Origin of the sequence: Polaribacter vadi (genome assembly GCF_001761365.1) — a bacterium.
Taxonomy (GTDB): Bacteria; Bacteroidota; Bacteroidia; order Flavobacteriales; family Flavobacteriaceae; genus Polaribacter; species Polaribacter vadi.
Genome location: NZ_CP017477.1, coordinates 2,621,110 through 2,637,690 on the forward strand (window position 1 = coordinate 2,621,110; position 16,581 = coordinate 2,637,690).

A 16,581-nucleotide genomic window follows, 5' to 3' on the forward strand; every position below is an offset into this window, starting at 1 on the left:
TTAATTGATTTTTTTAAGGTTTAAATGTTCAAAATCGAAACTGAAATCGGTAATTGGTGCAATAAACTTCATTTCTGCGCCAGTAGCATTTCCTTTTTCATCAAAGGTAAAATTCACAAAAACGTCTGCATCAAAACTTCTGTTGTTCCATTTTGCAACAAATGTTGTTTGGTTATAAGGTACTAATTCGCCTATAATATCAGCAGATCTTTTGCTTTTTATAGTGTACTTATTTTCATCAAAGGAAATTACAATATCTCCAAACCAATTATCAGTATAAGTACCCGTAATTTGAGCTGGTTTTGGTAAATTTTTATTGGTTTTTGCTAATTCAACTTTATTGTAAACAGTTGCTTTTAAGCTATCATTAAACTGTAAATATTTGGTGTTTTTATCTCCATAGGTTTTTAGCCAATTTCTGTCTTTGTAACCTAAATAACTATCTTTAATTGTATTTGTAATCGTGTTAAAAGCATTTCCATTCATTTGATTTGTTAAAACAATAATGCCTAAATCTAAATCTGGAATCATGGTGAATTGTGTAACTGTACCCAGCAAACCTCCTGTATGATAAACCTGCTTGTAACCACCTTTTACATCCGTTAAAAACCAACCTAAACCATAACCTCTAAAATTGGAATTGTACCAATCGTTTTTACCAACTTTTAAGGGCGTTTGCAGTTGCCAAAGTTCATGAAATTGATTTGTGCTTAACAATCTTTTTCCTTCGGCTGTTACAGCATCATTCATTAAAAATTTTGCCCAAGTTAGCATGTCTTTTACATTGCTTACAATTCCTCCAGCAGCGTTTGCAGTTTCGCTCCAATCATGTGGAATTTGTACAACTTTGCCTTCGGTTCTTGTGTGTGCATCAATAATATTTGTTCTGTTTGTAACTCTGTTATAAGATGCTTTACTGTTTGTCATGCCAACAGGTTGCATAATTTTTTGCTCAATAAATTCTTCCCAAGTTAAACCACTCACACGTTTTAAAACTTCGCCAGCAATAATAAACATATTGTTGTTGTATGCAAATTCGCTTCTAAAAGAACTTTCTGGTTGTAAATATTTTACATTGTTGATGACATCTGTTACTGTAAAATCATTGCCTTCTGGAAAAAACAATAAATCTCCAGCACCTAAAGCCATTCCACTTCTGTGTGTTACTAAATCTCTTACCGTAAATTGGTCTGTAACCCAAGCATCATATAATTGAAATTCTGGAATGTGTTTTCTTACTTTATCATCCCAATTTAGTTTGCCTTCATCCACCATCATTGCCAATGCAAAACATGTAAAACCTTTGCTGTTAGAGGCAACTCCAACCAAGGTATTTTCATTCATTTCTTTTTTATTTGTAAGAGAACGAACTCCAAATCCTTTTGTATAAACCATTTCCCCATCTTTTAAAATACCGACAGAAATACCAGGAACATCAAAAGTTTTTAATGTTTCATTGATTAATTTGTCTAAATTTTTTTCTTTGATTTGCGCTGAAAACGCTAAGGAAAAAGATAAAAATAAAAAAGTAAATAGTTTTGAGAATTTCATAATTGCTAGGTTCTTTTAAAGTTGAAATATACATATTTTTGTATGATGCAAAAATCAATACTTTTTAAAAATGCAAACATTTCTTTTTCTGACGAAGGAAAAGGTACAGCTGTTGTGTTAATCCACGGATTTTTAGAAAATTCTACCATGTGGAAAAATATAATTCCAGCACTTGTTAATAATAATAGAATTATTACTGTTGATATTTTAGGTCATGGAAAAAGCGATTGTTTGGGTTATGTACATTCTATGGAACTTTTTGCAGAAGCTATTGAAACTGTTTTGAAACACTTAAAAATTAGAAAATATATTTTGGTTGGCCATTCTTTAGGAGGTTATATTTCTTTGGCTCTTGCCAAAAATAATCCTACTAAAATAAAGGGTTTATGCTTATTAAATTCAACTTCTAATGCAGATTCAGAAGCTTTAAAAATTAGAAGAATTCGCGCTAATAAAATGGCTCAAAATAATTTTGAAAATTTGGTAAAAATGTCTTTTTCAAACTTATTCAGTTTAGAAAGTAGAACAACTTTTAAAGAAGAAATCAAGTTGGCTTTGCAAGAAGCATTAAAAACACCAGTTCAAGGATATATTGCTGCAAGCGAAGGTATGCGAATTCGCCCAAATAGAAATCATATTTTATCAGAAAATAATTTTAAAAAATTAATTATTGTTGGCGAAAAAGACCCTGTTTTAGATGCTAAAACAGCAATTTTAGAGTCCGAAAAAACAAATGCTGAACTTAAAGTTTTATCTGGTGGACATATGAGTCATATTGAAAATAGAGAGGAACTTATTGGGGTTTTAAAAGCGTTTATAAAAGACTGTTAAATTTTATAGTATTATAAAATTAACTATAAATTAAACATTATCAACCTTTTTTTTCAACCCAAACAAGCCCAAACCAAAAGCAATAATTATCAAGATTGATAAAAAAACATAACTAACAACCAAACTGCTAAAATTAGAAATAGCTCCTAAAATTACTGGACCCACTAAAAAACCAACAAAACCAATTCCTGACACAATTGAAATAGCAAAAGAAGTTTCTAAATCTTTGTTATTTCCTGCAATTCTATATACTTCTGGAATAATTACGGAAAGTCCGAAACCTAATAAACCAAAGCCCAAAACACTAAAAGTTAAGCTAGACATTATTATAAATAAATAGCCTACAAATGCAATGATCGTAGAAAATACAATCGTTTTTCTAGAACCTAATTGTTGGCTAAATCCGTCGCCTAAAAAACGACCTATTGTCATCGTTAAAGAAAAAATAATAAATCCTAAACCAGCTTTACTTTCAGAAACTTTTACAATATCAAAAAGAAATAAATTGCTCCAATGTTCTACAGCACCTTCATTAAACATAATTATAAAAGCAATTATTGCAAGGACCAAAAGAGGTTTTATGCTTTTAAAAAATGATAAATTCTTTGTTGATTTTTCTTTTTTGTCGCCAACTACAAATGCGTAATTTTTTGATAAAAATAAGTTGGTAATCATTACAAAAACAGAAATGATACCCATGTGTAATTGAGGATTAGAAAATTGACTAATAAACAAACTCCCAATTCCTGCACCTACAAAACCACCTAAACTAAAAAAACCATGTGCAGCAGACATAAAATTTTGTTGTTCTCTTTTTTCGATATTTGATGTTAGTGCATTTAAAGAAACATCTGTAAACGCAGAAAAAACGCCAACAACCATTAATGATGCACAAAGCAATATATAATTTGGTGCTAATAATGGAAAATTAAATGCAATTGCCAAAAGAAATATTCCTATTTTGGTTGATGTACCAACACCTATTCTTTTGTTTATTTTTGGTATAAAAGGTATGGTAATCAACAAACCTAAAGCTGTAAAAAACAACGCAAAACCAACTTCACCATCATTTAAAACAAATTTAAGTTTGATAAACGGAATGTAAAGAATCCAAGTACCAATTAAAATATTGATAGATGAAAATACCCAAGAAGGTGCAAAATAAATTAAATTAGAAAGAATTAAACGTAATGATTTCATCAAAAATGAAAATATTAATTAACTAAAAATTAATCTTTCTGTAAAGAATTCCAACCCTGAGCTTTTAATTCAATTTCTTGGTTTGCTCTTGTTACTAATTGTAAACCTTGGTTTTCTGCTGTAATATGCCCAATAATAGAAAAATGTGGATTTCCTTTTATTTTATCAAAATCTGCGATTGGCACTGTAAATAACAATTCGTAATCTTCACCACCACTTAAAGCAACCATGGTAGAATCTAATTCAAATTCCTCACAAGTAGAAATTACTTGAGGATCGAAAGGCAATTTTTCTTCATAAATTTTACAACCCACTTTACTTTGTGTACAAATATGAAAAAGTTCAGACGATAATCCATCAGAAACATCAATCATAGAAGTTGGTTTTACGTCCAATTCTTTTAATAAACCTGCAACATCTTTACGAGCCTCAGGTTTTAATTGACGCTCAATTAAATACGTATAATTATCTAAATCTGGCTGATTATTTGGATCAACCTTAAAAACTTGTTTTTCTCTTTCTAGCACTTGCAAGCCTAAATAAGCTGCACCTAAATCTCCAGAAACCACAATTAAATCGGTTTCTTTGGCTGTATTTCTATACACAGCTTCACCTTTATCAACCTTACCAATTGCAGTCACAGAAATTAAAATTCCTTTGGTAGATGAGGTTGTGTCTCCACCAATTAAATCAACATTATACGTTTCGCAAGCCAATTGAATTCCTGCATACAATTCTTCAATAGCTTCTAAAGGAAAACGATTAGAAACTGCAATTGAAACTGTAATTTGTTCTGCAACTCCATTCATTGCATACACATCGCTCAAATTAACCATCACAGCTTTGTAGCCTAAATGCTTTAAAGGCATATAACTCAAATCGAAATGCACACCTTCAATCAACAAATCTGTAGTTACTAAAGTTTGTTGTTCTGATGCATCTAAAACTGCTGCATCATCTCCCACAGCTTTTATGGTTGATGAATTTGCTACCTTAAAATATTTTGTAATATGATTAATCAAGCCAAATTCTCCTAATTCAGCTAATGATGTTTTTTGCGTATTTTTATCTTCTAACATATTGCAAAGATAAGTACATTCTAAAAATTGAGTTGATTAGTTTCCCAGAGATTTTTAATCAAAAAAAAATATAAATTATTTTATAAGATTGTTTCTCATTAAAAATACTTTAAAATTTATAAATTCGTTATTAAATTGTAAGTCATCATATTAAAACACAAAGAATGAAAAAAATCCTTTTCTTGTCACTAATATTAGCATTTAGCTGTTCTAAAGATAACATAGAAACTCCAACTTTAAACGTTGATTCCGAAATTATGCCTTTAGCAAAATGCGAAAATGGTTTTGCAGATATCTATCCTTGTAATGGTTACGATTTACTGGCACACATAAGTACAGAAGATTTAGATCCAACAACTACTGCTTTTTCAAATGTAGAAGGAAACGATTCTTGGGGTTGGACAGATAGTACAACAAATAAAGAGTATGTTTTAATGGGCTTAAATTCAGGAGTTTCTTTTGTAGATATTAGCAATCCAACAGAGCCAATTGTACTTGGTTTTTTACCAACAGCAACCGTAAATAGCGATTGGAGAGACATAAAAGTTTATAATAATCACGCTTTTGTAGTGAGTGAAGCTACAAGTCATGGAATGCAAGTTTTCGATTTAACACGTTTAAGAAATGTGGTAAATCCACCAGAAATATTTACTGCAGAAACTACGTTATCAGATTTTGGAAACGCACATAATATTGTAATAAACGAAGATTCAGGATATGCTTATGCTGTAGGAACTTCACAAGCAAGTGGAGGTCCACTTTTTATCAATATTCAAAATCCTACAAATCCAGTAATAGAAGGTAATTTTGTAGAAGCTGGTTATGCACATGATGCACAAGTAATTAATTATAAAGGACCAGATACAGATTATGCATCTAAAGAAATTATGGTGTCTAGCAATGGAGAAAGATTTGGAACAAATGAAGTAGTTATTGTAGATGTAACTGATAAAACAAATCCTATAGAAATTTCTAAAATAACCTATGCAAATGAAGCATATACGCACCAAGGTTGGTTTACAGAAAACCAACGTTATTTTATTGTTGGTGATGAGTTAGATGAAGTTGATGGTAAAGTTGATAAAACAAGAATCTTAATTTTCGATTTATTGGATTTGGATAATCCAGTATTATCAAGCGAGTATTTTGGGCCAACTGAAGCCATAGATCATAATGGTTACGTAAAAGACAATACCTATTATCAAGCAAATTATACTGCAGGTGTAAGGATGATTGATATTTCTGATATTAGGAACAAAAACTTAAACGAAATTGCATTTTTTGATACGTATCCAGAAAATAATAACACTTCTTTTCATGGTGCTTGGAACGTATATCCTTATTTTGAAAGTGATGTTATTGCTGTAAGTGATATTGAAAGAGGTTTATTTCTGATTAAAAAATCTGAATAATAATTACTAAAATTGATAAAAAAAATACCCTTTTTAGCAATATCCTTTTTAGCAATACTCTTTTTATGTATTCATTGTTCAAAAGATGAAGGGACAGAAAATCCTATAACAAATTTAGAAGAAACCAAATTTGTAAAAACTTTTGGTGGTTCTAAAAACGATGTTTTTCAATCTGTTGTAAAAACTGCTGATGGAGGTTATGCAATTTTAGGATACACACAAAGCAACGATTTTGATATTACTGATAAAACAAACGAAAGTTTCGATTTTTGGTTGATGAAATTTTCATCCGAAGACACTTTGCTTTGGCAAAAAACTTTTGGAGGTTCAGATGATGATAGAGGTTATGATGTTGTAGCAACTCAAGATGGTGGTTTTGCACTTTTAGGTTTTAGTAAAAGTGCAGATGGAGATGTTTCAGACAATAAAGGAAATCAAGATTTTTGGTTTTTAAAAATCACTGCAAATGGTGTTATTTCTTGGCAAAAAACATTTGGATATTCAGGTTCAGATTCTGGCACAACATTTATACAAACTTCAGATAATGGCTATTTAATTACAGGTGTTTTAGATGTTACAGCTTCTAATGGACAAGGAAATTCCAAAGTTGCTCAAAAACATGCAGGTGGAGATGTTTGGGCAATTAAACTAACTAATTCAGGGGATTTAGAATGGAGTAAATATTTTGGAGGTTCCTTTACAGATACGCCTTTTGGAGTTGTAGAAACTGCAGATAATAATTATCTAATTGCAGCTTCATCAGACAGTGAAGATTTTAATATTACAAACAATAAAGGCACGTATGATTTTTGGGTTTTAAAGATTGCTAGTGATGGAAATTTAATCTGGGAAAAAAGTTTTGGAGGTTCAGAAATAGAAGAGCCAAGAGGAATTACAAACACAAACGATGGTAATTTTGTGATTGTTGGCGATACAAGAAGTCAAGATAAAGACGTTCGTGTAAATAATGGAGGTGCAGATTTATGGATTATAAAAATTTCTACGGATGGAAATTTAATTTGGGAAAAAACCCATGGAGGAAGCAGTTTTGATGTGGCTCGTTCCATTTCTAAAACGCAAGATAATGGCTTTATTATTGCAGGAAATTCAAGAAGTTCAGATGTAGATTTCACAAATCAAGGTCAAAATGATGCTTGGATTTTAAAAGTTGATAACTCAGGTAACAAAGTATGGCAAAAATTTGTTGGTGGCTCACAAAACGAGTTTTTATTTGATGCTATAGAGTTGAATGATCAAAGTATAATTGCTGTTGGAGAAACTAGTAGTTCAGACAATAAAATTCTTGAAAATAAAGGTTTTTCAGATGGTTTAATCATCAAAATAAAATAGAAAAATGAAAAAAATAATCATGCTTTTATTTGTAATAATTGCATTTTCATCATGTAAAGATGAAAAAGACTGTTGTGTAAATCCGTCAAAAAATGTTTCCCTGAAATTTACTCATAATTGGGATGGAAGTAATATCAGTTCATCAGATTTTAACAACTTTAAATTCACCACTAAAAATGGCGAATCTGTTAGCGTTTCACGTTTACGATATGTAATTTCTAATATTAGACTTATCAATGGAAATGAAATTTTTACTTTTAGTAATTATAACTTAATTGATATAGAAGAAGAAAAAGGATTCAATTTAACTTTACCAGAAAAAATATTTCCTGGCAGTTATCAATTAAAATTCACATTTGGTTTTACTGATGAAGATAACAAAGATGGCGTTTATCAAGATTTAAATTCAGCTTCTTTTAATGTTCCAGGAATGTTGGGTGGAGGTTATCACTATATGCAATTTGATGGCAAATATAAAGACACAAATAATGCAGATGCAAATTTTAATTATCATGTAATTAGAGCTGTAAACAGGTCAGATCCAAATAATTTAATTTTTGAAGACACCTCTTTTGAAGTTGATTTAGGCACTTTAAGTTTTATAAATGATTCAGAAATAACAATTAAAGCAAATATTGCAGAATGGTTTAAAAATCCAAATACTTGGAATTTAAACGAATTAAACACAGTTTTAATGCCAAATTTTGATGCTCAAATTTTAATGAGCGCTAATGGAAAATCTGTTTTTTCTTTAGGTGAAGTTACTCAGTAATATTTAAAAACTACATGATTCAGTCTAAAACCGAGAATCATGTAGTTTTTAAAAATTTATCTAAAATTTGCTAATTTTATTTTTTGTTGAAAAAAAGAAACTTAATATCTTTTCTTTTTAGGAGCGCCAGTTCTTCCTCTTCCAGAAGTTGCACCTGCAGGTTTATTGCCTTTAAAATGTGGTTTTCTTTTTGGTTTATTTTGATTAGCAGAATCTGAACTTCCTCCTTTTTTCTTCTTTCCAAAAGAACCTTTACTTTGTGTTGCTGCTCTTTTTGGTGGTGCAGTATCAGTTGGTTCAAAACCTTCTAAAACAGAAGTTTTTAGTTTTTCGTTTAAGATTTTTTCTATTTCTTTTTGGTATTCAGTTTCTTCACTACAAACCAAAGAAATTGCTTCTCCTTCTGCACCAGCTCTTCCTGTTCTACCAATTCTATGCACATAGTCTTCAGGTACATTTGGCAGTTCAAAATTAATAACGTGAGGCAATAAAGGAATATCTAAACCACGAGCAGCAATATCTGTTGCTACTAAAATTTTAATAGAATTATCTTTAAAGTTTTTAAGCGCTTTTGTTCTTGCACCTTGACTTTTATTTCCGTGAATTGCAGCAGCAGAAATACCAGATTTTATCAACTTTTCAGTTAATTTATTAGCACCATGTTTTGTTCTTGTAAAAACTAAAACTTGCTCCCAATTATTGTCTTTTATCAACTTAATAATTAAAGGCGTTTTTTGATTTTTATCAACATTATAAACCTTGTGAGATACTTTTTTTGCAGTCGAGTTTTGTGGAGCAGTTTCTACTTCCACAGGATTATGTAAAATACCACTTGCTAATTTCTTAATATCATTAGAAAAAGTTGCAGAAAACATCAAATTTTGACGCTTTGTAGGCATAAAACTAATAATTTTGTTTAAGTCTCTTGCAAAACCCATATCTAACATTCTATCAGCTTCATCTAAAATTAACACATCAACTCGTTTAAAAGAAACGGCTTTTTGATCATGTAAATCTAATAATCTACCAGGAGTTGCTACTAAAATATCTACTCCTTGTCTTAATGTTTTTATTTGCGATGCTGCTTTTACACCACCAAAAACAACTGTAGATCTAATATCTACATATTTGCTATATTCTCTAACATTTTCGTGTACTTGAGCTGCTAATTCTCTTGTAGGTGTTAAAATTAAAACACGTAAAGGTCTGTATTTTGGGTGTTTTGTAGCTGTTAAATATTGTAAAACTGGCAAGGTAAAACCTGCTGTTTTTCCTGTTCCTGTTTGTGCAGAAGCTAAAATATCTTTACCTTCTAAAATATGTGGAATTGCTTTTTGTTGAATTGGAGAAGGAGTTGTGTATCCTTTTTCTTCTACTGCTTTTATTAAAGCATCAGATAATCCTAATGATTTGAACGACATAATTATATTTTAAAGAAACAAATAATTTGTTGTTTCTAAATAGGCTACAAATGTACGTTCATTTGTGGCTTGTAGTCTATTAATATTCTATTAATATTTTGTTTGAGTACTTTTTAGGCATAAAAAAAGATGCTACAAAGCATCTTTTTTATTTTTTATTGCTAAAAAGTTACCTTCTTCTGCCTCGAGTTCCTCTTAAAACACCAACTAAAAAAAGAATTACAACTGCACCAGTTGCACCAATTATAATGTCTCTTAACCAGTAAGGATTTACATTAATATTTAAACCTAATTCGCCATAAATCCAAGATCCTACAAAACTTCCTGCAATTCCAATAATAATATTTACTAATAAGCCAAAGCCATTGTCTCTCATTAAAACATCTGCAATATAACCACAGATGGCTCCAATAATAATTGTGTACAAAATTCCCATTGTAATAATTTTTAATTGATTAATTACTTCAAATTTAATAAAAATTAACAATAAAAACTAAAGTATATCTTTAAAAACTAATATTTTAGTGGCTTTAAAAAAGACCAAACTTTATATTTTATGAAAAAATTTACCTTTTATTTCTTCATTTTTTTTACATCAATTATTTTAAGTCAATCAAAACCAACAAGTTCTTCAACTGTTGAGAGTGCTTTAATTGATAAAGAAAAATTAACCAAAAACTCGCTTGTAAAAAACATCAACTTTACAAATATGGGGCCAACAGTAATGAGTGGTCGAGTTGCAGATGTTGCTGTAAATCCAGAAAACTCAACAGAGTTTTATGTAGGTTATGCTTCTGGTGGTTTGTGGTACACGAATAATAATGGTACAACTTTTACGCCTGTTTTAGACAATTCTCCAACACAAAATATTGGAGATATTGCTGTAGATTGGAACTCAGAAACAATTTGGGTGGGAACAGGAGAAAAAAATTCTTCACGTTCAAGTTATGCAGGAATTGGAATGTTAAAATCTACGGATAAAGGTAAAACATGGCAAAATGTTGGGTTAACAGATTCTCATCATATTAGTAGAATTATCATCAATCCAAATAATACAAACGAAGTTATTGTGGCTGTTATTGGTCATTTATATTCATCAAATGAAGAAAGAGGTATTTTTAAAACTATTGATGGAGGAAAAACATGGACAAAATCTCTTTATATAGATGAAAACACAGGAATTATTGATGTTGATTTTGTTCCAGAAAATTTTAATATAATGTATGCAGCTTCTTGGGAAAGAGAACGTAAAGCTTGGAATTTTGATGGTGATGGAAAAAATTCTGCGATTTATAAAAGTACAGATGCAGGAACTTCTTGGACAAAAATTGCAGACAAAAGTGGTTTTCCTACAGGAGATGGAGTTGGTAGAATTGGTTTAGCCGTTTTTAATGAAAATACAGTGTATGCTTTGCATGATAGTCAATTTAGAAGACCAAAAGGTGCTGCTAAAAAAGCTTCAGACGAATTAACGAAAGAAGATTTTAAAACCATGTCTACGAATGATTTTTTAAAATTAGATGATGGTAGGTTAAATAATTATTTAAAAAATAACGGTTTCCAAGAAAAATACAGAGCACAAAATGTAAAACAAATGGTGAGTGTTGGTTCTGTAAAACCAATGGATTTAGCTAGTTATTTAGAAGATGCAAACTCAATGTTGTTTGATTCAGAAGTAATAGGAGCAGAGGTTTTTAAAACTATAAATGGAGGGAAGTCTTGGAAAAAAACTCACGATAATTATTTGGAAGGTGTATATAGTTCTTATGGGTATTATTTTGGCGAAATTAGAGTTGATTTACAAGATGAAAACGGAATTTACGTTTTAGGAGTTCCGATTATAAAATCGAAAGATGGTGGAAAAACATTTACCTCAATTAATGCAGAAAATGTGCATTCAGATCATCAAGCTTTATGGGTAAATCCTAAAAAATCTGGACATATTTTAAACGGAAATGATGGTGGTTTAAACCTTTCTTATGATGATGGAGAAAATTGGACAAAATTAAACGAACCTGCAGTTGGGCAGTTTTACTCTGTATATGCAGATACTCAAAAAAACTATAAAGTGTATGGTGGTTTGCAGGATAATGGAGTTTGGGTGGCAGACAATACTGCAAGAATTGATAAAGGTTGGCTGCAAAGAGGTCAAAACCCTTATGAGTCAATTATGGGTGGAGATGGAATGCAAGTTCAAGTTGATGAGAGAAACCAAAATATTGTGTACACAGGTTTTCAATTTGGAAATTATTATAGAATTGATAGAGCAAAAGGAAACCAAAAATACATACAGCCAAAACATACTTTAGGCGAAAATCCTTACAGATTTAACTGGCAAACTCCTATTCATTTATCAAAACATAATCAAGATATTTTATATTTAGGAGGTAATAAATTACATAGATCTTTAAACCAAGGAGATGATTGGGAAACTATTTCAGACGATTTAACAACTGGAGGAAAAAAAGGAAATGTTGCTTACGGAACGCTAACTTCAATATCTGAAAGTCCGTTTCAATTTGGATTAATTTATGTAGGTTCAGATGATGGTTATATCAACGTAACCAAAAATGGAGGAGGAAGTTGGACGCGTGTTTCAGATAATTTACCACAAGATTTATGGGTTTCTAGAGTTATTGCGTCAGCACATAAAAAAGAAACAGTGTATGCAACTTTAAATGGCTATAGATTTGACGATTTTACAACCTATGTTTATAAGTCTGATAATTATGGACAAACGTGGGAGAATATTGGAAAAGATATTCCAACATCACCAGTAAACGTCATAAAAGAAGATCCAAAAAACGAAAACATTTTATATGTTGGGACAGACAATGGTTTGTATGTTTCCTTTGATAAAGGAAGTTCTTGGAGTATTTTCAATAAAAACTTACCTAATGTTGCAGTGCATGATTTGGTAATTCAGCCAACAGCAAAACATTTAATTGTAGCAACACATGGACGTAGTTTGTATAAAGCAGATGTTTCATCAATACAGAAAATGACGGATGCAATTTTAGCAAAACAAAGTTATGTTTTTGATGTCTCAGATATCAGACAAAACAGAAGTTGGGGACGTTCTTGGAGCCAGTGGAGAGATGTATATGAGCCAGAAATTACTATTCCTTTTTATGTAAATGCTGATAAAAAAGTAGATTTAGAAATTTACCAAGGAGAAACGTTGCTAAATGCTATTACTATAAATGCTGATAAAGGTTATAATGAATTCAATTTTGATGTTTCTTTTTCTAAAAAAGGCTTAAAAAATTATGAAAAAGCAAACAAGGAAGCTAAATTAAAAGCTGCTGCAAACGATGTTTATTATTTACCGAAAGGAAAATATGTTGTAAAAATTGGTGATGCAAAATCGGCATTTGAGATAAAGTAAAATATGATGTTATTTTTAACGATAACCTTTATAAAAATAATCATTTAAAAAGTAAATAATTAAGCCCAAAAAAGTTTCGAAAGCTTTTTTGGGTTAAAAAAAAGGAATGAAAAAAAAGCTTACCCTATTATTTTTTATGATTTCGATGCTAACAAATGCGCAATCAAACTTTAAAAGTTTTTTTGATTTATCTGGACCAAAAAGAGTTTGGGTTTTTTTTCATCCTTTTAAAGCAAAAGAATCGTACAGAATTTCTCAAGAAGCAAACAGAGTTTCAGATTCCATAAAAAAAACAAATTTACTAGATGGAGATGCTTCTGGAGGTCAAGTAGATGCTTTTAGACATGCTTATTGGATGGCTCGTTTACGACAAGAAATTGGTAAATCTGCAGCACGTTCTTTAGGAAAAGCACATGAAAAGGAAAATTATAAAACCTTTAAAAAAAATCAATTGGAAGATGGTGTAGTGCCAGATGAAATCTCATCAATAATGGATTTACATAACAATGAAGAAGGATTAAAACTAACAGTAAAAAGAAGCGAATTATCTCAAAAAAGCCTTATTTATAAAGTAGTAAATGCTATTAAAAAAGGTAAAATGAAGGTGATTAAAAAAAATAAAAAGGGCGATTTTTTAACTTGTGAAGGAGAAGTTATATCACCAGAATCTTTAAAAGGAAAATGGAAAAATAATAAATGTTTGGCTGCTTCAAATTAGTATAAATTAAATCAAAGTCTTACTGTTATTTAAACGTTTAACCAACTTATTTAAAATTGTTCTAAATACAGTCGAAAACGTTGTAAATTCTTTGTTTTCGGAATTGTTTAGCCGTATTTTTGTGCTCAAAATTATAACAATTTAAACAATGAGCGGATTTTTCAAATCTTCAATTGGAAGAAAAGTGGCGATGGCACTTTCAGCATTTTTCCTTATGTTCTTCCTTTTACAGCATTTATCAATAAACATTTTATCGGTTTTTAGCCCAGAACTTTTTAATGAAGTTTCTCATTTTATGGGAACAAATCCTGTAGTTCAGTTTGCATTACAACCTGTATTAATTTTTGCAGTTGTTTTTCACTTTGTAATGGGTTTTATTTTAGAAATAAGAAATTCAAGAGCAAGAAAAGTATCTTATGCAAAAAACAATGGAAGTGCAAATTCTTCTTGGATGAGCAGAAACATGATTTGGAGTGGCCTTACCATTTTAGCATTTATTGTATTGCATTTTATAGATTTTTGGTTTCCAGAAATCAATACAAAATTTATACAAGGAGATTGGTCAGGAACAATGGCTGGTGTAGATGGTTTTAGATATCATGAAGAATTAGTTCATAAATTTGTAAGTCCTTTAAGAGTTGGTGCTTATGTGCTTGCATTTGTCTTTTTAGGCTTGCATTTAGCACATGGTTTTGCATCTGCATTCCAATCTATGGGAGCATCAACAATCAGAAAGAGAAATTTACAAATATTTGGTAAAGCATATTCAATTATAATTCCAGCTGGTTTTATTTTTATTGCTTTATATCATCACTTAAACCATTAATCTTATATAATTATGGCTTTAGATTCAAAAGTACCACAAGGTCCGTTAAAAGATAAATGGACAGAATATAAAAATCACATTAATTTAGTAAATCCTGCTAACAAGCGTCATATAGATGTTATTGTTGTAGGTACAGGTTTAGCAGGTGGTTCTGCTTCTGCAACATTAGCGGAATTAGGTTACAATGTAAAATCATTTGCGTATCAAGATTCGCCAAGAAGAGCGCATTCAATTGCAGCACAAGGAGGAATTAATGCAGCAAAAAATTATCAAGGAGATGGAGATTCTACCTACAGATTATTTTACGATACTGTAAAAGGTGGAGATTATAGATCTCGTGAAGCAAACGTATATAGATTAGCAGAGGTTTCTGCAAACATTATCGATCAATGTGTGGCACAAGGAGTTCCTTTTGCACGTGATTATGGTGGTTTGTTAGATAACCGTTCTTTTGGTGGGGTTTTAGTTTCTAGAACTTTTTATGCTAAAGGACAAACTGGTCAACAATTATTATTAGGAGCTTATTCTGCAATGAACAGACAAATTGCTCGTGGAAAGATTGAAATGTTCAATCGTCATGAAATGTTAGATGTTGTTATTGTTGATGGAAAAGCAAGAGGAATTATTGCACGTAATTTAGTTACAGGAGAAATAGAAAGGCATTCTGCACATGCAGTTGTAATTGCTTCTGGTGGTTATGGAAATGTTTATTTCTTATCAACCAATGCAATGGGTTCTAATGTAACTGCTGCTTGGAAAATCCATAAAAAAGGAGCGTATTTTGCAAACCCTTGTTATACGCAAATTCACCCAACATGTATTCCACGTTCTGGAGATTATCAATCGAAATTAACATTGATGTCTGAATCTTTAAGAAACGATGGTAGAATTTGGGTTCCTAAACATTTAAAAGATGTAGAAGCTATAAAAGCAGGAACTTTAAAACCTACACAATTAAAAGAAGAAGATAGAGATTACTATTTAGAAAGACGTTACCCAGCTTTTGGAAACTTAGTACCAAGAGATGTTGCTTCTAGAGCAGCAAAAGAGCGTTGTGATGCAGGTTATGGAGTAAATGCAACTGGTGAAGCTGTATATTTAGATTTTGCTTCATCTTTTGTAAGATATGGAACAGAACAAGCAAAAATACACGGAATTGTAAATGCTACCGATGCAAAAATTAAAGAATTAGGTCAAGAGATTGTGAAAGCAAAATACGGAAACCTATTTCAAATGTATGAGAAAATTGTAGATGAAAATCCGTATGAAACACCAATGATGATTTATCCAGCTGTACATTATACAATGGGTGGTGTTTGGGTTGATTATAATTTGATGACGACAATACCTGGTTGTTATGCAATTGGAGAAGCTAATTTCTCTGATCATGGAGCAAACAGATTAGGAGCATCTGCCTTAATGCAAGGTTTAGCAGATGGTTATTTTGTATTACCATACACCATTGGAGATTATTTAGCTGATGATATTAGAACAGGAAAAATATCAACAGATACTCCAGAATTTGAAGCAGCAGAAAAAGAAGTTGCAGATAGAATTAAATTCTTTATCAATAATAAAGGAACACATTCTGTAGATTATTACCACAAAAAATTAGGAAAAATTATGTGGGATAAATGTGGAATGTCTAGAAACGCAGCAGGTTTAAAAGAAGCGATTCATGAAATCTCTGAACTAAGAACAGATTTCTGGAAAAATGTAAATGTTCCTGGAGATGATCATGAATATAATGAGCAATTAGCAAAAGCAGGTAGAGTTGCAGATTTCTTAGAATTAGGAGAATTATTTGCAAAAGATGCTTTGGTAAGAGAAGAATCTGCAGGTGGGCATTTTAGAGAAGAGTCTGCAGAAATTGATGGTCCACAAGAAGGAGAAGCTAAACGTGATGATGAAAATTTTGCATTCGTTTCTGCTTGGGAATACAAAGGTGAGCCAAAAGATGCAGTTTTGCATAAAGAACAATTAGAGTTTAACGATATTGAATTGAAACAACGTTCATATAAATAAAAAAGTCA

At 30.9% G+C, this 16,581-nt stretch carries 13 protein-coding genes; 8 read left to right on the forward strand and 5 right to left on the reverse strand.

Features of this window, described 5'->3' with window-relative positions; translation table 11 throughout:
* Positions 1-1,551 carry a serine hydrolase gene (locus LPB03_RS11325; RefSeq protein WP_065319721.1) on the reverse strand — a complete coding sequence of 517 codons (1,551 nt, stop codon included), beginning with the start codon at positions 1,549-1,551 and terminating at the stop codon, positions 1-3.
* A 42-nt stretch (positions 1,552-1,593) separates the two neighbouring features.
* On the opposite strand from LPB03_RS11325, the gene LPB03_RS11330 reads away from it, so the two are divergent.
* A complete protein-coding gene (locus tag LPB03_RS11330; RefSeq protein ID WP_317039011.1) occupies positions 1,594-2,382 on the forward strand; it encodes an alpha/beta fold hydrolase in 789 nt (262 codons plus the stop codon).
* 30 nt (positions 2,383-2,412) lie between these two features.
* Here LPB03_RS11330 and LPB03_RS11335 read toward each other — a convergent pair whose 3' ends face one another.
* Complete coding sequence (locus tag LPB03_RS11335; protein ID WP_065319723.1) at positions 2,413-3,582, reverse strand: MFS transporter; 1,170 nt, start codon at positions 3,580-3,582, stop codon at positions 2,413-2,415.
* A gap of 29 nt (positions 3,583-3,611) precedes the next feature.
* Positions 3,612-4,661, reverse strand: a complete 1,050-nt coding sequence (thiL, locus tag LPB03_RS11340; RefSeq protein ID WP_065319724.1) for a thiamine-phosphate kinase — start codon at positions 4,659-4,661, stop codon at positions 3,612-3,614.
* A gap of 164 nt (positions 4,662-4,825) precedes the next feature.
* Here thiL and LPB03_RS11345 point away from each other — a divergent pair, with 164 nt between their 5' ends.
* The 3 genes from LPB03_RS11345 to LPB03_RS11355 are packed head-to-tail and all read left to right on the forward strand — an operon-like array spanning position 4,826 to position 8,195.
* On the forward strand, positions 4,826-6,073 hold the full coding sequence (locus LPB03_RS11345; RefSeq protein WP_065319725.1) for a choice-of-anchor B family protein: 1,248 nt from the start codon (positions 4,826-4,828) through the stop codon (positions 6,071-6,073).
* Positions 6,074-6,085: 12 nt separating this feature from the next.
* A complete protein-coding gene (locus LPB03_RS11350; RefSeq protein WP_065319726.1) occupies positions 6,086-7,423 on the forward strand; it encodes a hypothetical protein in 1,338 nt (445 codons plus the stop codon).
* A gap of 4 nt (positions 7,424-7,427) precedes the next feature.
* Positions 7,428-8,195 (forward strand): MbnP family protein, encoded by a 768-nt coding sequence (locus LPB03_RS11355; protein WP_065319727.1) that lies wholly within the window; start codon positions 7,428-7,430, stop codon positions 8,193-8,195.
* A 101-nt stretch (positions 8,196-8,296) separates the two neighbouring features.
* Here the strand turns inward: LPB03_RS11355 and LPB03_RS11360 are convergent, their stop codons facing one another.
* Complete coding sequence (locus LPB03_RS11360) at positions 8,297-9,616, reverse strand: DEAD/DEAH box helicase (RefSeq protein ID WP_065319728.1); 1,320 nt, start codon at positions 9,614-9,616, stop codon at positions 8,297-8,299.
* Between the two features lie 169 nt (positions 9,617-9,785).
* Positions 9,786-10,052, reverse strand: a complete 267-nt coding sequence (locus tag LPB03_RS11365; RefSeq protein WP_065320123.1) for a GlsB/YeaQ/YmgE family stress response membrane protein — start codon at positions 10,050-10,052, stop codon at positions 9,786-9,788.
* A gap of 120 nt (positions 10,053-10,172) precedes the next feature.
* Between LPB03_RS11365 and LPB03_RS11370 the strand changes: the two genes are divergently transcribed.
* From LPB03_RS11370 to LPB03_RS11385, 4 genes are all read left to right on the forward strand, one after another.
* Positions 10,173-13,004, forward strand: a complete 2,832-nt coding sequence (locus LPB03_RS11370) for a VPS10 domain-containing protein (RefSeq protein ID WP_083187223.1) — start codon at positions 10,173-10,175, stop codon at positions 13,002-13,004.
* A 106-nt stretch (positions 13,005-13,110) separates the two neighbouring features.
* Positions 13,111-13,722, forward strand: coding sequence for a DUF6973 domain-containing protein (locus LPB03_RS11375; RefSeq protein ID WP_065319729.1), 612 nt, complete (start codon positions 13,111-13,113; stop codon positions 13,720-13,722).
* A gap of 148 nt (positions 13,723-13,870) precedes the next feature.
* Positions 13,871-14,548, forward strand: coding sequence for a succinate dehydrogenase cytochrome b subunit (locus LPB03_RS11380; RefSeq protein ID WP_065319730.1), 678 nt, complete (start codon positions 13,871-13,873; stop codon positions 14,546-14,548).
* Positions 14,549-14,560: 12 nt separating this feature from the next.
* Positions 14,561-16,573, forward strand: a complete 2,013-nt coding sequence (locus tag LPB03_RS11385; RefSeq protein ID WP_065319731.1) for a fumarate reductase/succinate dehydrogenase flavoprotein subunit — start codon at positions 14,561-14,563, stop codon at positions 16,571-16,573.
* Positions 16,574-16,581 lie beyond the last annotated feature (8 nt).

Coding starts and splice junctions, on each gene's coding strand:
- LPB03_RS11325 (WP_065319721.1), bottom strand. CDS start 1,551: ATGAAATTCTCAAAACTATTTACTTTTTTATTTTTATCTTTTTCCTTA.
- LPB03_RS11330 (WP_317039011.1), top strand. CDS start 1,594: ATGATGCAAAAATCAATACTTTTTAAAAATGCAAACATTTCTTTTTCT.
- LPB03_RS11335 (WP_065319723.1), bottom strand. CDS start 3,582: ATGAAATCATTACGTTTAATTCTTTCTAATTTAATTTATTTTGCACCT.
- thiL (WP_065319724.1), bottom strand. CDS start 4,661: ATGTTAGAAGATAAAAATACGCAAAAAACATCATTAGCTGAATTAGGA.
- LPB03_RS11345 (WP_065319725.1), top strand. CDS start 4,826: ATGAAAAAAATCCTTTTCTTGTCACTAATATTAGCATTTAGCTGTTCT.
- LPB03_RS11355 (WP_065319727.1), top strand. CDS start 7,428: ATGAAAAAAATAATCATGCTTTTATTTGTAATAATTGCATTTTCATCA.
- LPB03_RS11360 (WP_065319728.1), bottom strand. CDS start 9,616: ATGTCGTTCAAATCATTAGGATTATCTGATGCTTTAATAAAAGCAGTA.
- LPB03_RS11365 (WP_065320123.1), bottom strand. CDS start 10,052: ATGGGAATTTTGTACACAATTATTATTGGAGCCATCTGTGGTTATATT.
- LPB03_RS11370 (WP_083187223.1), top strand. CDS start 10,173: ATGAAAAAATTTACCTTTTATTTCTTCATTTTTTTTACATCAATTATT.
- LPB03_RS11375 (WP_065319729.1), top strand. CDS start 13,111: ATGAAAAAAAAGCTTACCCTATTATTTTTTATGATTTCGATGCTAACA.
- LPB03_RS11380 (WP_065319730.1), top strand. CDS start 13,871: ATGAGCGGATTTTTCAAATCTTCAATTGGAAGAAAAGTGGCGATGGCA.
- LPB03_RS11385 (WP_065319731.1), top strand. CDS start 14,561: ATGGCTTTAGATTCAAAAGTACCACAAGGTCCGTTAAAAGATAAATGG.